The 18013-nt window shown below is 73.5% G+C and carries 7 protein-coding genes; 6 read left to right on the forward strand and 1 reads right to left on the reverse strand.

Going from position 1 to position 18013, the window contains the following annotated elements; genetic code table 11:
• The first annotated feature begins 161 nt into the window (after positions 1-161).
• From mdlC to ACIGXM_RS15480, 6 genes are all read left to right on the forward strand, one after another.
• Entirely contained in the window at positions 162-1748 is a 1587-nt protein-coding gene (gene mdlC / locus ACIGXM_RS15455) for a benzoylformate decarboxylase (RefSeq protein ID WP_396560943.1), read from the forward strand.
• A 249-nt stretch (positions 1749-1997) separates the two neighbouring features.
• The gene (locus ACIGXM_RS15460; RefSeq protein WP_396560945.1) at positions 1998-6530 is read left to right on the forward strand and encodes an HAD-IC family P-type ATPase; all 4533 of its coding nucleotides are present in this window, start codon (positions 1998-2000) and stop codon (positions 6528-6530) included.
• 275 nt (positions 6531-6805) lie between these two features.
• Positions 6806-10201 (forward strand): DNA polymerase III subunit alpha, encoded by a 3396-nt coding sequence (locus ACIGXM_RS15465; RefSeq protein ID WP_396560947.1) that lies wholly within the window; start codon positions 6806-6808, stop codon positions 10199-10201.
• Complete coding sequence (locus ACIGXM_RS15470) at positions 10198-11196, forward strand: DNA polymerase thumb domain-containing protein (RefSeq protein WP_396560949.1); 999 nt, start codon at positions 10198-10200, stop codon at positions 11194-11196. The genes ACIGXM_RS15465 and ACIGXM_RS15470 overlap by 4 nt, the downstream gene beginning before the upstream one ends.
• Before the next feature lie 444 nt (positions 11197-11640).
• Positions 11641-13671 carry a SpoIIE family protein phosphatase gene (locus ACIGXM_RS15475; protein ID WP_396560951.1) on the forward strand — a complete coding sequence of 677 codons (2031 nt, stop codon included), beginning with the start codon at positions 11641-11643 and terminating at the stop codon, positions 13669-13671.
• Positions 13672-13779: 108 nt separating this feature from the next.
• Positions 13780-16164, forward strand: a complete 2385-nt coding sequence (locus ACIGXM_RS15480) for a SpoIIE family protein phosphatase (protein WP_396560953.1) — start codon at positions 13780-13782, stop codon at positions 16162-16164.
• Between the two features lie 71 nt (positions 16165-16235).
• On the opposite strand, the gene ACIGXM_RS15485 is transcribed toward ACIGXM_RS15480, so the two are convergent.
• Positions 16236-17996: an ABC transporter ATP-binding protein gene (locus ACIGXM_RS15485; RefSeq protein ID WP_396560955.1), complete on the reverse strand. Its 1761-nt coding sequence runs from the start codon at positions 17994-17996 to the stop codon at positions 16236-16238.
• Positions 17997-18013: the final 17 nt, after the last annotated feature.

Genomic DNA, 18013 nt, shown 5'->3' on the forward strand with positions numbered 1-18013 from the left:
CCACCCGCGTGGCTGTCCGCCGACGGATCGATCGTCTGCGGATCCCGCGCAAGGCTCCGGAGCCGTCGCCTGCCCGAGCGCGGTGGTCCATTCGACGCGCCGTGGTCGTCCGGCGCGGTGTGGCGGCTTCTCGGCACTCCGCTGAAGGCGATCATGGCCCTATGGCGGAATCGGTGCGGGACCGGGTCTGGGAGTATCTCGCGGCGACCGGGACGTCGGTGGTGTTCGGCAATCCGGGGTCGACGGAGTTGCCGTTCTTCGCGGACTGGCCGGAGCGGGTGCGGTGGGTGATGGCGTTGCAGGAGGCGTCGGCGGTCGCCATGGCGGACGGCTACGCGCAGGCCACGGGCCGACCGTCGTTGGTCACCCTGCACTCGGCGGCGGGGCTGGGCAACGGGCTGTGCAGCGTGTACACGGCGTTCCGCAACCGCAGCCCGGTGGTGGTGCTCGCCGGGCAGCAGGTGCGCTCGATGCACCCGACGGACCCGTACCTGTACGCGGAGCAGTCCACACTGTTCCCGCGCCCGTACGTGAAGTGGGCCATCGAGCCGGCCCGCGCCCAGGACGTGCCGCTCGCGTTCGCCCGGGCCTTTCACACCGCCGCCCAGCGGCCGGCCGGTCCCGTCTTCCTCTCCGTGCCCATGGACGACTGGGACACCCCCGCCGCGGCGGTTCCCCTGCGCACCGTCAGTGACCGGTTCACGGCCGGGGACGGCGAGCTGGCCCATGCGGCGAAGAGGCTGTCGGCGGCCCGGTCCCCGGTGCTGGTGATGGGGCCGGAGGTGGAACGCGAGGGGGCCACCGCGCTCGCCGTCGAGCTGGCCGAGCGCACCGGTGCCACCGTGTGGGCGAGCCCGCACATCAACCGGACGAGCTTCCCCGAAGAGCACCCCTGCTTCCGCGGACAGCTCCAGCCCACCCGGAAACTCATCCGCGAAGCCCTGGCGGGCGCGGACCTGGTGGTGGTGCTCGGCGCTCCGGTGTTCCTCTACCACGTGCCCAGCGACGGCCCGTGCGTGCCGGAGGGGACGGAGCTGTTCCAGCTCAGCGAGGACCCCGACACCCTCGCCCGGGCCGACACGGGCACCGGCATCCGCACCAGCCTGCGTGACGGGATCGCCGGACTCCTTGGCCACCTGCCCGAACACCTCGACGGCTCGCTCCTCGACCCGGCGCCCCGACCCGCCCCCGAACTGACCGCACCCATGCAAGGGGAGTACGTCCTGCGTCTGCTCGGGGACGTTCTGCCGCCGGACACCGTGATCGTCGAAGAGGCACCGACCTTCCGGGAAGTGCGGTGGCGGCACCTGCCCGTACGGCGGGGCGGCGGCTACTACAACGCGGCCAGCGGTGGTCTGGGCTGGGGTCTGCCCGCCGCCGTCGGCATCGCCCTGGCCGACCCCTCCCGCCCCGTGGTCTGCCTCCTCGGCGACGGCTCGGCCCAGTACTCGATCCAGGCCCTCTGGACAGCCGCCCGGCTGGGCCTGCGGCTGATCGTCATCGTGCTCGACAACGGCGAGTACGCCGCGATGAAAGACCTCTCCCTCACCTTCGGCGCCCACCACCCACCCTCCTACGACCTCCCCGGCATCGACGTCACCCACCACGCCCGGGGATACGGCTGCACCGGCCTGCGCGCCGACGGGCCCGACAGCGTGGTCGACGCCGTCCGCACCGCTCTCGCCACGCGGACCACCACCGTCATCGACATCCCCATCGACCCGCGCACCGCAGCCCTGTACACCTGACGCACCGCGCCGCACAGCCACATCCACGGTCGGGGGAACGCCGCGGACGGTCCGGCCGGCGCAGGCGCGGGTGAGCGGAACGGGTGACACTGGTACTGGTGGAGCCAGGGCGCGCACGGCCGGTGGGCCGGTCGGTCCGCCTCCGAGGGCTGGGCCGGGAGGCGGGCGACCGAAGGGTCGCCGGGCGCCGCTGGATCGTCGGCGACAGCGGGAGGACGCGGATTCCCGACATTCGCGAGGGTGAGAGAGATGCTGCGCTTGCTGAGCAGGCTGCCCGCAGCGGGACTGGGTGTCGCGCTGGGAGTTCCCTCGCAGGCCCGCCGGGTCCTCCCGACGGCCGGTAGCGTCGTGCGGCTGGCGGTCGGTGCCGCGCACGTGGGTGTCCGCACCACCGCGCGAGGCGCCACGGCGGCGGTGCGGGTCGGCCGGGTCGGGCTGAACACGATGTCGCCCGCACAGGGCTACTGGCGTGCCGGATCGCGGGTGCAGCTCCCGCTGCGTCCGAGTCCGGGGACGACCGTGCGTAGCGTCGAGGCGGCGGCCAGGCGCGTGGCGTCCGGTCTGACGCAGCGCCCGGATGTGCTGGCCGCCTACTGGGACGGCGGATTGGCCCGGCTGGTGGTGCGGATGACCCAGGACGCGGTCACCGACCGGGTGGTGGAGCGGGCGACCGAGCTGGCGGCCGGTCAGAAGCTGGAGCGACCGGACGAGGATGTGCTGGAGCCCGCGCACCCGGGCCACACGGGCGGCATCCGGTCCGGGGCGCTGGCCCTGGCGTGTGACGCGGTGGGCGTCACCACCGCGGTTGCCGCGCGGGCCGTCCAGCTGAGGAGCACACCGCACCTGGTGACCGCGGGGGTCACGCTGTTGCGCGAGGACCCGCGGATTCGCATGGCGCTGCGGCGCCGTCTCGGCCGGTCGGCCACCGATCTCGTGCTGGCCGCCGTCAACGCGGCCGCCCACGGCGTCGGGCAGTCCCCCACCGCGCTGGTCCTGGACGCCGCGCTGCGGGTCGGCCAACTGGCCGAGGCCGTCGCCCGGGCCGCCGCCTTCGACGCCGCGCACGACACGGTTTGCGCGCCGGAGCGGCTGAGCCTGACCGGCCGGCAGGTCGCCCGCCCGGCGATCCGCCGCTACCCGGCCGAGGAGTTCCGGGGCCAGGCGGTCACCGGCGCGCTGCTCGGCGCCGTCGGCACGCTGCTCTTCTCCCGGGACGTGCACGAGGCGGCGGAAGCGCTGATGGCCGGCAACCCCAAGGCCGCCCGCTACGGACCGGCGGCCTTCGCCGCGGCCCTGGGCACCGAGCTGGCCCGCGAGGGTGTCCTGGTCCGCAACCTCGACCGGTTGCGGCAGTTGGAGCTCGTCGACACGGTGCTGCTCCACCCCGCGGCGTTGCGCAGCACCCGGCGTACGGTCCTGGACGTCAACTCCAACCGGCCCGACTGGGACCACGACCGGTTGTGGCAGGCCGCGACCGCGGCCCTGGAGTCCGGCGAGGGGCTCGGCCTGAGCCCGGTGCCGGACCAGCGCGGCTCGGAGACCGGGTTGATGGTCGCCTCCGAGCGGGGCAGGGACATCGGCACCGTCCTGGTCGGCTGGGAGCTGGATCCGCTGGCCGAGGCGGCGTTGGACGCGGCCCGGCGGGCCGGTCTCCACGTCGTGGTGCAGGACGACGGCACGCTCGGTGACTTCGGGCCGCTCGCGGACGAACTCGTGGGCGCGGAACGGTCCTTGGCCGATGTGGTTCGAGAACTCCGGCGGCGCGGCCGGACCGTCCTGACGGTGGCCCATGTTCCGTGCGGTCATGCCGCGACGGAGCAGCAGCTCAGCGCGGAGAGCCGAGAGGTGCTGGCCGGCCTGCTGTGCAGCGACATCGCCGTCTCGCTCACCGACGACAGCAGCGCGGTGGTGTGGGGCGCGGACGTGCTGCTGCTGCACGGGCTGGCCGGGGCGTGGCGGCTGCTGGCGGCGATTCCCACCGCCCGTGAGGTCGGTGAGCACGCGAAGGTCTTCGCCGAGGCGGGTGCGGCACTCGCCGGGTTGTTGGTGGTGACCCGCGGGGCGCGCTCCGAACACCTCACCTTCCCGCTCGGGTTCCGGCTCAGCCCGGTCAACGCCGCCGCTGCCGCCTCCCTCGTCTCGGGCTGGCGGGCGGCACTTCGGGTCGGTGCCGATCGCGCGCCGCACCCGCCCGCCCGGGTTCCCTGGCACGCGCTGGAACCGCAGGAGGCCCTGGCTCGATTGCGGGCCGAGGCCAGGGCCGCGGAGCCGAGCGTACTCGCGAGTGTCCGGGAGGCGGTCGGGAAGGTGGTGCGGCATCCGGTCTTCGCGCCCGAGCGCCTCGCCGTGCGCCTGCTCAACGCCGTGCGCGTCGAACTCCGTGACCCGCTGACGCCGTTGCTCCTCGTCGGCGCAACCGCCTCCGCGCTGCTCGGCTCGAGCGTGGACGCGCTGATGGTGCTCGGTGCCATGGGTGTGAACGCCCTCGTCGGCGGGGTCCAGCGTCTGCGGGCCGAGTACGCGCTCTCCGGGCTGAGGCTGAGCCAGCGTCAAAAAGCCCGCAAGGTAGCCGACTTCGAGGAGGGTGGGACCAGGACGGTGGAGGCAGGGCGGCTGGCCCCGGGCGAGGTGATCGAGCTCTACACCGGCGACGTGGTACCCGCCGACGCCCGGCTGCTGCTCTCCGACGACCTGGAGGTGGACGAGTCCTCGCTGACCGGCGAATCGCTGCCCACCACCAAGCAGGTGGACGCCACCCCCCAGGCCCCCGTGACCGACCGCCACTGCATGGTCTTCGAGGGCACCACAGTGGTGGCCGGCCACGGCCAGGCCGTCGTGGTGGGCACCGGCGACGACACCGAGGCGGGACGGGCGGCGCATCTGGCCTCCCACGCGCGCCCGGCGCCCGGCGTCCAGGCCAGACTGCACGAACTCACCGGCCGGATGCTTCCGTTCACCCTGCTCGGCGGCGCCACCGTGACCGGTCTGTCGCTGCTGCGCGGCCGACCGGTGCGGGAGGCGGTCCGCGGTGGTCTCGCGGTCGCGGTGGCCGCCGTTCCGGAGGGCCTGCCACTGGTGGCGACCGTCGCGCAGCTGTCCGCGACCCGGCGGCTCGGCCGGATCGGCGTTCTGGTGCGCACGCCGCGCGCCCTGGAGGCGCTCGGCCGGATGGACACCGTCTGCTTCGACAAGACCGGCACACTGACCGAGAACCGCCTGCACGTGGTGCGCGTGACGGCCGCGGACGGCACGGAGTACCCGGCCGACGCCGCCGATGCGGCCCCGCTGCTCCAGGCCGCCGCGCTGAGCTGCCGCACTCCCGAGCAGGAGGCGGGCATCCATGCGCACTCCACCGACGAGGCGATCATCGCCTCGACGCCGCCCGGATCGCCCTGGACTCCCGTCGAGGTGCAGCCCTTCGAAGCCAGCCGCGGCTACGCCGCCGCCGTCGGGGCCGACCCGGACGGGAGCCGCGAGCTCGTGGTGAAGGGCGCGCCCGAGGTCGTGCTGACCGGCTGCAGGGGCGCCACCGGCGACGACCTCGCGCAGTCCCTGGCCGCGGACGGCCTGCGGGTGCTGGCGGTGGCCGGCCGCCGCCTGTCCGACACCGAGGAGGCCGCCGACGTACTCGGCCGACCGCCGATGGACCTGGACCTGTTCGGCTACGTCGCGCTGGCCGACACCCCGCGCCCCAGCTCCGCTCCGCTGGTGGCCCATCTCCGGGACGCCGGTGTGCGGCCCGTCATGCTCACCGGCGACCACCCGCGGACGGCCCGCGCGGTGGCCGTCCAACTCGGCTGGCCGGCCGACACGGCGGTGGTCACCGGCGATGAGCTGGCCGCCCAGGACCGCGGCGGCCGGGCCCGCCTCCTGCGCGACTGCGGGGTGGTGGCCAGGGTAGCCCCGGAGCAGAAGCTGCACGTGGTGGAGGCTCTGAAGGCGGCCGGTCGGGTGGTGGCCATGGTCGGGGACGGCGCCAATGACGCCGCCGCCATCCGCGCCGCCGATGTCGGCGTCGGCATCGCCGTGCGCGGCTCGGCGGCGGCCCGGAACGCGGCCGACCTGGTGATCACCAGCGAAGACCTGTCGATGCTGGTCGACGCCGTGGCCGAGGGCCGGGCCCTGTGGCGCAGCGTGGCGGACGCGATCAGCGTCCTGATCGGCGGCAACGCGGGCGAGATCGGCTTCTCCGTCCTCGGGACCCTGCTGGCCGGGGCCTCGCCGCTGTCCACCCGGCAGATTCTGCTGGTCAACCTGCTCACCGACATGTTTCCGGCGATGGCCGTCGCGGTCACCCCCAGGGAGGAGACCACCGAGGAGGGCCCGAACAGCGAGTCGGCCCTGGCCGACAGCGTCCCCGTGGGGGTCGCGGTCCTCGGCGATCCCCTGACGCGGCAGATCCGCCACCGCGGCGTCGTCACCGCGCTCGGTGGGAGCACGGCCTGGCTGATCGGCAAGCTCACCCCGGGCTCCGCACGGCGGACCAGCACGATGGCCCTGTGCGGAGTGGTGGGTGCCCAGCTCACCCAGACGGTGACCGGGCGACGGCACAGCCCGCTCGTGCTGGTGACGGTCCTGGGCTCCGCGGCCGTCCTGGTCGGGTTGATCGAGACCCCGCTGGTCAGCCAGTTCTTCGGCTGCACACCCCTCGGGCCGGTGGCCTGGGCCGGGGTCGCCACCGCGATGACCGTGGCCGCGCTGGGCCCGCGAGTGCTGCCCGCGCTCGAACGACTGGCCCAGCACCTCGCGGGGACGACGCGCCCGGTCACCTCCACCGGCTGAGCACCCGGCACAACAGCGGAGTTGGAGCCGGGCTCCACGTTCAGGCGAACCGCCGATGGAGCCACCGGGCCGACGGAGGGAAGTCGGCCGCCATCGACGCCGCGCTGCGTCCACCTCCCCCCTCCCCGTCCCGTCCTTCCGCTGTCGGTTCGTGTCGTCGGGAACGCTATGTGATCGAAATCCAGTCGAACACATTATCGAATAGGCGCTACGCTGGAAGGACGGAGGGGAACCGGACATGGCGGAGGGGGCGCGGTAGTGAGGAGACGACCTGCGTGTTTACCCACCTGCATGTCGCTTCCGGCTACTCGGTGCGCTACGGGGCCGCTCTGCCGGAGCAGTTGGCCGCGCGAGCCGCGGAGTTGGGCCTGGACGCGCTGGCGCTCACCGACCGTGACACCGTTGCCGGTGCGGTGCGGTTCGCGAAGGCCTGCGCGAAGGCGGGCATCCGGCCGGTGTTCGGCGCGGACCTGGCCGTGCCCCGCCTCCAGCTGCCGCCGGGCGCGGCAGCGGGAGCCCGGCCGCGGACGCCGGTGCGCGGCGGGGCGTTCGTGGACGAGGCCGCCCCGCGGATCACCCTGCTGGCCCGTGACCGGACCGGCTGGGCGAACCTGTGCGCGCTGATCACCGCCGGCTGGGCTGCTCGGGCCGCTGCCGGCGGCGGCCAGCCGATCGTTCCCTGGCCGGCCCTCCACCAGCACGCCGAAGGCCTGACCGCGCTGCTCGGCCCCGCCTCGGAACCCGTCCGCGCCCTCGCCCAGGGCCGCCCGGACAGGGCCACCGACCTGCTCAGCCCCTGGCGCGACATCTACGGGTCCCACCTGCGCCTGGAGGCCGTCCACCACCGCCGTACCGGCACCGGCCCGGGTTCGCTCCGTCTGGCCGCCCGCACGGTCGGGCTGGCCGCCGACCTGGATCTGCTCGCGGTGCTCACCAACGCCGTGCGCTACACCCACCCCGGGCAGGCACCGGTCGCGGACGTCCTGGACTCGGCCCGTCTGCTGGTGCCGATCCGGCCCGGACACGTCGACAACGGTGAGCGCTCGCTGAAGGACGCGCCCGAGATGGCCGAGCTCGCGGAGGAGATCGCCCGGGCGGCCGGCCGGGAGAGCGGGGGAGCGGCGCACCTGCTGGCCGCCACCGCGCGCACCGCGGGCGAGTGCCGTCTGGATCCGGAGGCCGACCTGGGCCTGGGGCGGGTGCACTTCCCGGAGGAGGACCAGCTCGGCGCCGCCCCCGGCACCAGCGCCCGGGTGTTGCGCGAGCGGTGCGAGGCGGCGATGGCCCGCCACGGCTACGACCGCAGCCCGACGATGCGGGCCCGGCTGGAGGAGGAGCTGCGGGTCATCCAGACCCTGGGCTGGCCCACCTACTTCCTGACCGTCGCCCAGGTCGTCGACGACGTCCGCGAGATGGGGGTCCGGGTGCAGGCCCGTGGCTCCGGCGCCGGCTCCCTCGTGGTGCACCTGCTCGGGATCAGCTTCGCCAACCCCCTGGACCACGGGCTGATCATGGAGCGGTTCCTCAACCTGCGCCGCCGCTCGCTGCCGGACATCGACATCGACGTGGAGTCCGCCCGGCGCCTGGACGTCTACCGCCGGATCCTCGACCGGTTCGGCACCGAGCGCGTGTGCACGCTGTCCATGCCGGAGACCTACCGGGTGCGTTGGGCGATCCGCGACGCCGGACTCGCGCTCGGCCTGCCCCCGGACGAGGTCGGCAACCTGGCCAAGGCCTTCCCGCACATCACCGCCCGCTCGGTGAGGACCGCGCTGGCCGAACTGCCGGAGCTGCGACAGGTGGCCGCGGCGGCCCACCGGTACGGGCCGCTGTGGGACCTGGTGGAGGGCCTGGACGCGCTCCCGCGCGGCACCGCCATGCACCCGTGCGGCGTGATCCTCTCCGACGCCACCCTCCTGCGGCGCACCCCGGTGGTGCCGACCGCCGGCGAGGGCTTCCCCGCGACCCAGTTCGACAAGGAGGACGTCGAAGACCTCGGCCTGCTCAAGCTCGACGTGCTCGGCGTTCGCATGCAGTCCTCGATGGCCTACGCGGTCGGGGAGATCGAGCGCACCACCGGCCACCGCATCGACCTCGACGATCGCGAGCAGGTCCCGCTCACCGACCCGCGGGCGTACGAACTGCTGCGCGAAGGCGAGTCGATCGGCGTCTTCCAGCTGGAGTCACCCGGCCAGAAGGACCTGCTCGGCCGGCTGCAGCCGACCTGCTTCGAGGACCTCATCGCCGAGATCTCCCTGTTCCGCCCCGGGCCGGTACAGGCCGACATGATCAAACCGTTCCTGCTGGGTCGGCACGGCGAGAAGCCGGTCCGCTACCCGCACCCGGACGTGGAGGGCTGGCTGCGCCCCACCTACGGCGTGGTCATCTTCAACGAGCAGGTGATCGGCCTGTTCGCGACGATGACCCGCTCCGACCTCGCGATGGGGGAGGAGGCCCGCCGCGCCCTCGCCAAGCCGGAGCGGCTCCCGGCGCTGGAGGCCTGGTACCGCCGGCGCGCGGCCGCGTCCGGCTACTCACCCGCGGTGGTCGACGAGGTCTGGCGGATGCTCAAGGACATGGGCGCCTACGGCTTCGCGAAGAGCCACGCAGTCGCCTTCGCCCTGCCCACCCTGCAGTCCGCCTGGCTGAAGGCCCACCACCCGGCCGCCTTCTACGCCGGCCTCCTGGAGCACGACCCCGGCATGTACCCCAAGCGGCTCGTCCTCGCCGACGCCCGCCGCCGCGGCGTGCCGATCCTCGGCCTCGACGTCCAGCACTCCGCCGACCACTACCGCACCGAACCCCTCCCCGACGGCCGCTTCGGACTGCGGATCTCCCTGGCCGACGTCCACGGCATCACCACCGAACAGGCCCGACGCATCGCCACCCGCCGCCCCTACGCCGACCTCGCCGACTTCTGGACCCGCGCCCACCCCTCCCACCCCATCGCCGAACGCCTCGCCCGCATCGGCGCCCTCGACCCCATCGCCGACGGCGCCAACCGGCGCGAACTGCTCCTGCGGATCGACGAACTCCACCGCCGGCACCGCGCCCACGCCGGCTCCACGCAACCGCCCCTGATGCCTCCCACCGCACTGCCCGGCGGCACCGGGCTTCCCGAGATGACCGAACGGGAGACGACGCAGGCCGAGCTGGAGGTGATCGGCATGGACGCCAGCCGCCACCTCATGGAGCCCTACCACCCGCTGCTCGCCGAACTCGGCGTCACCCCCTCCCACCTGCTGCAGAAGCAGCGCGCCGGGGACACCGTGCTGGTCGCCGGCGCCAAGGTGGCGATCCAGACCCCGCCGATGAAGAGCGGCCGACGCACGATCTTCGTCTCCCTGGACGACGGCAGCCGCGGCGGCCAGATCGACCTCGCCTACTTCGACACCAGCCACGAACAGGCCGCCTACCCGCTCTTCCACCACTTCCTGCTGCTCGCCCGCGGCACCGTCTCCCGACGCGGCAAGTCCGTCACCCTCGTCGGCTCCCACGCCTGGAACCTCGTCGACGTCGCCGACGCGCACCGCACCGGCGGCACCGCGGCCGTCCGCCGCCTGCTCGCCGCCGGCCCGGCCCCGGTCCGTCGCTCCGAGGAACCAGCCGGCGCACCCACCGGCTCGGGGGCCGGCCGGCTCTGGCACGCGAGCCCGGGGAGCGCCGGGTGACCGCGATCCTGTACCTGCGTTTCGCGAGGCCCAGCTTCGAGACCTACCGCGAGCTGTTCACCGTGCTCGAAGACGTCTCGCCCGTGGTCCAGGCCCTTCCGCCCGACTCGGCGCTCATGGACGTCACGGGAGCCCAGCGCTACTTCCGCCGCACCCCGGCCGAACTCGCCGACCTGCTGCAGACCCGCCTGCTGGCCCGCTACGGCCTGCACACCGCGATCGGCGGGGGCGACACCCGTCTGCTCGCCACCCTCACCGCCCAGACCTGCCGACCCGGCGAGACACTGATCCTCGGCGACGATCCCGACACCGACACCGCCTTCCTCCGCGGCCGGCCCGTCCAGGCGCTGCCCGGCGTCGGCCCCGTCCTCGCCCGCACCCTGGCCCGTTACGGCATCACCACCATCGGCGACCTCGGCGACCTCCCGCCGGCCACCCTCCAGCGGATCGCCGGCGCCTCGACCGGCCGCCTCCTGCACGACCGTGCCCACGGCACCGACCCCCGCCGCATCACCCCCACCGGGCCGCCCGCCAGCATCGCCGCCGGCCACCGCTTCGACCACGACGTCCTCGATCCCGACGACGTGCGCCGCACCCTGCTCGCCCTCGCCACCGACCTCGGTACCCGGCTGCGCGCCTCCCACCAGGTCGCGCGCCAGGTCGAGCTGCAGGTCAGCTACGCCGACCGCTCCCACACCAGTCGCGCGCGGACCTTGGCCGAGCCGACCGGCCACACCCCTGTCCTGCGGGACGCCCTCTACGGCATCCACACCGCCCTGGGCCTGCAACGCGCGCGCGTCCGCGCGGTGACCGCCCGGGTCGTCCAGCTCACCCCCGCCGCCCGCGGCTACGTGCAGCTCACCCTCGACCGGGGCATCGAGGACCGCCGCCGCTTGGAGCCGGTCCTCGACAAGGCCATCGCCCGCTACGGCACCGGAACGCTCGGCCCGGCAGCCCTCACCGGCCCGGCCCGGCCACGCCCGTTCCGCCGATGAGAGGACAGCGCACCCACCGGCGAACCCGGACTGCCTGTTACCGACGGCTCCCGGGTGTCACCGGTCCGCCGCCTGGGCTGCGCGCGCCGCCGACCGCCGGGAGAGTGGGGGAGTGGATCCTCTTCGGCGCCACCGTCGCCGAGACCCGAGTGCGGGGTCCGACCGGGGCGGCAGCGGGGCGCCGAACGTATCAGCCGTCCCCACGGACCTGTCCGAACACTCGGCGCGCGCAGTGCGGTCGGCTGATCCAGGGGGACTATGGAAGCCGGAGCACTCACTCGACGAGGGGCAGCTACAGACAGGTGGACAGGCCACGGATCCGGGGCGAGCGGGGTAGCCAGCGTGGTCCGACAGGTGGAAGGAGTGCCTGCGGTGGGCGCAGCCGGAGGGCGTCCGGCTGACGCCGGTCGGCCGGAAGGAAGACCAGCGCAGCCGAGCGGGTTGATGGACCTCCTGGGTGTGGCCGCGGTCCTGCTGGATGCCGGTGGGCGGATCGTCCTGTGGAGCCCGCAGGCCGAGGATCTGTACGGCTACACCGCCGAGGAGGCGCTCGGCCAGTACGCGGCGCCACTGCTCGTCCACGAACAGGACTGGGACTTGGTGCTCAAGGCGTTCGCCGAGGTCATCGAGACCGGCCGGAGCTGGAGCGGCGCGTTCCCCATCCGGCACAAGGACGGCACCACGCGGCAGGTGGAGCTGCGCAACATGCGGTTGCTGGACGACCACGGCGACGTCTACGCCCTCGGGCTGGCCACCGACTCCCCGACGCTGCGCGAGGTCGAGCGGGACCTCGCGTTGTCCACCCGGCTGATCTCCCAGTCCCCCATCGGGCTGGCGATCCTCGACACCGAGCTGCGATACGTGTCCGTCAACCCGGCCCTGGAGCGGATGCACGGCGTCCCCGCGAGGGAGCACCTCGGCCGGCACTACCGAGAGGTCATGACCGCCGCGAAGTTCGAGGAGCCCGAGGCGGCCATGTGGAGGGTCCTCCGGTCCGGTGTCCCGATGGTCGACCAGTACACCGTCGTCGGCCGCAGCCCCACCGATCCGGGCAACGAACACGCCTGGTCGCTCTCGTTCTACCGGCTGGAAGATCCCCAGGGACGTGTCCTCGGGGTGGCCGACCTGGTGGTGGACGTCACCGACCGGCACCAGGCGGCCATGGAGGCCGCCCGGGCCAGGCGGCGCCTGGCCGTGATCGCCGACGGCACCGCCCGTATCGGCACTACCCTGGAAGTGGACCAGACCGCCCGGGAACTGGCCGAGGTCACCGTCCCCGAACTCGCCGACGTGGTCGCGGTCGACGTCCTCGACTCCGTCCTGGACGAGCATCCCCCGGCCCCCTCGGAGGGCCCCGCGCTCTTCCGCGCCCTCGCGGTCAAGGCCGCCTACCCCACCGAAGCCCTCCAGGCGGCCGATCCACCCGGCCGGATCCTGGCCTACGACGCCGACCACCTGGCCGCCCAGTGCGTGCGCACCGGCCGCCCGATCCTGGTCTCCCACGTGGACGCCACCGACCTGGTCCGCATCGCCCGCGACGAGCACACCGCGCGTGTGCTGGCCCGCGCCGGCGTGCACTCCTACGTGTTGGTCCCGCTCACCGCCCGCGGCCGCATCCTCGGCTTCCTCGGTCTCACCCGTGCCCGCAACCCGGTGCCCTTCGACGAGGACGATCTCGCCCTCGCCACCGAGCTGGCCGCCCGCGCCGCCGTGTGCATCGACAACGCCCGCTCCCACCAGAGCGTGCGCAACGCCGTCGAGACCCTGCAGCGCAGCCTGCTCCCGGACCACCCACCGCGCCTTCCCGGTCTGGAGGTCGCCTCCCGGTACCGGCCCGCACAGGCCAGCTACGAGGTCGGTGGCGACTGGTACGACGTCCTCCCGCTCGACGGTGACAGGACCGCGCTCGTCGTGGGCGACGTGATGGGCAGCGGCATCGACGCCGCCGCCACCATGGGCCGCCTGCGCGCCGCCACCAGTGCCTTCGCCGACCTCGACCTCGACCCCTCCCAGGTGCTCCAGCACCTCGACAAGATCACTTCAGGACTGGAGCACTACATCGCCACCTGCGTCTACGCCGTCTACGACCCACACCGCGCCGAGTGCCGCATCGCCACCGCCGGCCACCTGCCCCCCGTCCTCGTGCGCCGAGGCAGGCACCCCGAACTCCTCGACCTGCCCACCGGCACCCCGCTCGGAGTCGGCCAGGTCCCCTTCGAGACCACCACCTTCAGCCTGGACCCCGGCGACCAGCTGGTCCTCTACACCGACGGCCTGGTCGAAACCCGCCACCACGCCATCGACGAACGACTGGAAACCCTCCTCCACCTGCTCGACACACCCGACCCCTCCCTGGAACAGACCTGCGACCGGCTCCTCCACGAACTCCGCCGCCCCGCCGACCCCGACGACGTCGCCCTCCTCATCGCCCGCGCCCAGCCCCTCACAGTCGCCCCCGAGCACCCCCAGCCGTGACCTCCGCCGCCCGGGGCCCGCGAACCCGTTCCCCCTGGGCCTGACGCGAACTGGCCGTGCACCCGAGAGATCCTTGAACCAGTGGGTACCCGAAGGCGAGGTGGAACCATGGGCGAGCCGTCGAGCAGCCCCGGAGGTGACTCCTTCCCCGTGGTGGCCGTGGCGACCGCGGACGGGCTGGTGGCTGGCTGGGGCGCCGGGGCGGAGCAGTTGCTCGGGTACTCCGCCGCCGAGGTCGTCGGCCGGCCCGCGGCGGAGTTGCTCTCCTCGCCGCTCCCGCCGGCCGCCGGGGAGCGGTTCGGCCGACGGGAGGGCTGGGCCGGACGGGTGGTGCTCCGCCACCGGGACGGCAGTGCGGTGAAGTGCTCGTTGCGGGCTCAGCCGCTGGCCTGGGGTGACGGGCCGGCCCACTGGCTTTTGCAGGTCCGAGCGGAGCGGGAGCCCGCGGACCGTGGGACGGACCCGCTGATCCACCGGTCGTTCGACAAGTCACCGTTCGCCCTGGCGATCTTCGACACCGAGGGTCGGTTCCTGCGGGTCAACGAGGCCATGGCCAGGCAGATGGCCGCCTCCGAGCAGGAACTGCGCGGGCTGCGGATCACCGATCACATGGCCGATCCGGCCTTCCAGGAGCCCGAGCGGTGCGTTGACAGGGTGCTGGCGACCGGCGAGCCCGAGTACCTCGTGAACTACGTCAAGGTTCCGGGAGAACCGCGGGCGCACGCCTGGATCGTCCACCTCACCCCGCTGACCGACTCGCTCGGGTCGGTGACCGGCGTGCAACTGGCCGCGCTCGACTTCTCCGAGCAGTACACGGCCCGCGAGCACCTCGCGCTGCTCAACGAGGCCAGCAAGCGGATCGGCAGCACCCTGGACGTGCTCCGCACCGCCCAGGAGCTGGCCGACGTGGCCGTGCCCACCGTCGCGAACTTCGTCTCGGTCGATCTGCTCGACGCCACACTGCGCGGTGAGGAGCCCCCGCCGATCCCGCTCGACCGCCCGCTGGAACTGCGCCGTGCGGCCATCCGATCCGACGCGGAGGAGATCGTCGCGGTCGGTGAGACGAGCCGCTACGCGCAGTTCTCGCCGGTCGCCCGCTGCCTGGCCACCGGTCGCGGCATCGTCGACCGGGTCAGCGGACTGGAGGTCGTGCGCTGGCTGGCCCACGACTCGAAGCGCGCCGCCTGGGTGAACCAGCACCAGCCGCACTCACTGATGGCGGTGCCGCTGCACGCCCGCGGCACCAATCTCGGCGTCGTCCTCTTCACCCGACTCGCCCCCTTCGCGGCACCGTACGGGCCGGACGACCTGCGGGCCGCCGAGGAACTGGCGGCCCGCGCCGCGGTCTGCATCGACAACGCCCGTCGCTACACCCGCGAACGCACCACGGCCCTGGCCCTCCAGCACAGCCTGCTGCCGCACCGGATCCTCGAACAGGCCGCCCTCGACGTCGCCGGTCGCTACCTGCCCGCCGACACGAAGGTCGGCATCGGCGGCGACTGGTTCGACGTGATCCCGCTCTCCGGTGCCCGCGTCGCCCTCGTCGTCGGCGACGTGGTCGGCCACGGCATCCACGCCTCCGCCGCCATGGGACGCCTGCGCACCGCCGTCCGCACCCTCGCCGACGTCGACCTGGCCCCGGACGAACTGCTCGCGCACCTGGACGACCTGGTCGCCCGGCTCAGCACCGAACCCGAACCGGAAGCCGAGGCACCCTTCGGAGAACTCGGAGCCACCTGCCTGTACGCGGTCTACGACCCCATCTCCCGCACCTGCTCGCTCGCCAGCGCCGGCCACCCCCCTCCCGCCCTGGCCACCCCCGACGGCGAGGTGGAAGTCCTGGACCTGCCCACCGGCCCGCCCCTCGGCCTGGGCAGCGTGCCCTTCGAGTCCATGGAACGCGAACTCCCCGAGGGAAGCCTCCTGGCGCTGTACACCAACGGCCTGGTCGATGCCCGCCACCGCGACGTCGACGCGGCCCGGCACGCTCTGCGCACGGCCCTCGCGGACTCAGCCCCCTCACTGGAAACCACCTGCGACAACATCCTGAAGGCGCTGCTCGATGATCAACTCGCCGACGACGTCGCGCTGCTCATCGCCCGGACCCGCGCCCTGGGCAGCAGTCATGTGGCGGCCTGGGACATCCGCCCCGATCCGGCCGTCGTCGCCAAGGCCCGCGCCCAGGCGGCGGCCCAACTCCGTGCCTGGGGCCTGGAGGAGCTGGTCTTCGTCACCGAACTCGTGGTCAGCGAACTGGTGACCAACGCGATCCGCTACGCGGCCCAGCCCATCCAGCTGCGGCTGATCAAGGAACGGGCCCTGATCTGCGAGGTCTCCGACGCCAGCAGCACCGCGCCGCACCTGCGCCGCGCCCGCATCTTCGACGAGGGCGGACGCGGCCTGATGCTGGTCGCCCAGCTCACCGAACGCTGGGGGTCGCGCCATACCGGCACCGGCAAGACCATCTGGGCCGAACAACCCCTCCCCACGTAGGCGCCCTCGGACCCACGCGGTCCTTCGGACACCCTCGGTGGTGGCGGCTCGCCCGGTGATGGCGTGCGGTGTCACGCCCCGTCCGCGCCGGACGTCCCGGGCGGGACGGTGTCCCCGTCCAGGCACGGTGCGGTGTTCGCCGGTTTCAGGGTGAGGACGTGGTCGGCCATGCGGGCGAAGGCCTCGTCGTGGGTGATCAGCACGGTGGTGCGTCCCGCCATGAGGTGGCGCAGCGGGATGATCACGTGTTCGGCGGCCTGGGGATCGAGGCCGGCGGTGGGTTCGTCGAGGACCAGGACGGGTGTGCCGCGCAGGAAGGCGCGGGCGATGGCGATGCGCTGGCTCTGTCCGCCGGAGAGTTGGAAGCCGTCGGTGCCGATCCTGGTGTGGTAGCCGTGCGGCAGTGCCATGACGAAGTCGTGGGCGCCGGCGTTGCGGGCGGCGCGCTCGATCTCGGCCTGGGAGGCCTCCGGCCTGCCGTAGGCGATGTTGTCGCGGATCGTGGCGTGGAAGAGGGGCGCCTGCTGGGGCAGCAGGGTGACGGCCTGGCGCACTGAGGTGAGGGTCAGCTCCCTGAGGTCGTGGCCGTCGAGGCGTACGGTGCCGATGTCCGGGTCGAGGAAGCGGACCAGGAGCTTGGCGAGGGTGGACTTCCCCGAGCCGCTCGGTCCCATGACGGCCAGGACCTCGCCGGGGCGGATGTCGAAGGTGACGTCGGTCAGTACCGGTCGGTCGGGACTGCCCGGATAGCTGGCGCGGACGCCGTCGAAGGACACCCGTCCGTGGACAGTGCCGGCGTCGTGCGCGGTGGGGCTCTCATGGACCGGGCTGCGCATGTCCAGGAGTTCCAGAACGCGTTCGGCCGAGGCGCCGGCAGCGCCGGCGACCGGGGCGAGCCCGGAGAGCTGCTGGGCCGGCTCGAACAGCTGTGCCATGAAGGCGGCGAAGGCGAGCAGGCCGCCCAGGCTCAGCATTCCGCGGTCCAGTTCGACCGCGCCGACGCCCACGACGGTCAGTCCGGCGATCATCTGGAGGAGGTTGAGCCACGGGGGGTAGAGGCCGGCCACGCGCGCGGCGGCGAGTTCGGAGTCGAGCAGGGCCTCGCCCTCCCGGCGCACGCGCTCGACCTCGCGGACCTCCTGGCCGCAGGTGCGGGTGATGACGGAGTTGCGCAGGGTCTCCTCCAGCAGGGCCGTGACACCGCCGGCCCGCCGTTGGACCTGCCGTTCCCGCCGCAGGATCCGGCGCCCGAAGAAGCGCGTGGAGAACCAGAACAGGGGAGCCACGACCAGGGCCGCGAGGGTCAGTGGCCAGCTCAGGTACACCGCCGCCGCGGAGAACAGCACCAGACTGAGCAGCGCCGCGCCCCCCTCGATCAGGCCGGAGGCGACCAGCTGCTCGATGGTGGAGATGTCCGAGGTGAGCCGGGCCACCAGGTCCCCGCGCCAGCGGCTCTCCAGGGTGTCCGGGGGCAGGGTGTGCAAGTGGGCGACGGTGGCCGTGCGCAGCCGCAGGATGTACCGTTCGGCGATCCTGGTGGCGGTGTAGCCGCCGGTGAAGGTGAACAGTGCGGCCACGGCGGTGACGCCGACCATGGCCGTGGCGAGCGGCCAGAAGGCGGCGAGGTGTCGCGGGACGAGGACGTCGTCGATCAGGTCCTTGAACAGCCAGACCGACGCCACCTCACCGAACGCGCCCGCGACGAGCAGGCCCGCACTGACCGGCAGCCATCGCGCGTCCGGGCGTACCCACGGCCAGAAGCGTCGGAACGCCTCACGCAACGGGACGGTGGGTGACGCGGTGACCGGTCCCTCGGCGCTGAGCCCGTCCATCGAAGGATCCGAAGGCG

This window comes from Kitasatospora sp. NPDC052896 (assembly GCF_044547075.1).
Taxonomy (GTDB): Bacteria; Actinomycetota; Actinomycetes; order Streptomycetales; family Streptomycetaceae; genus Kitasatospora.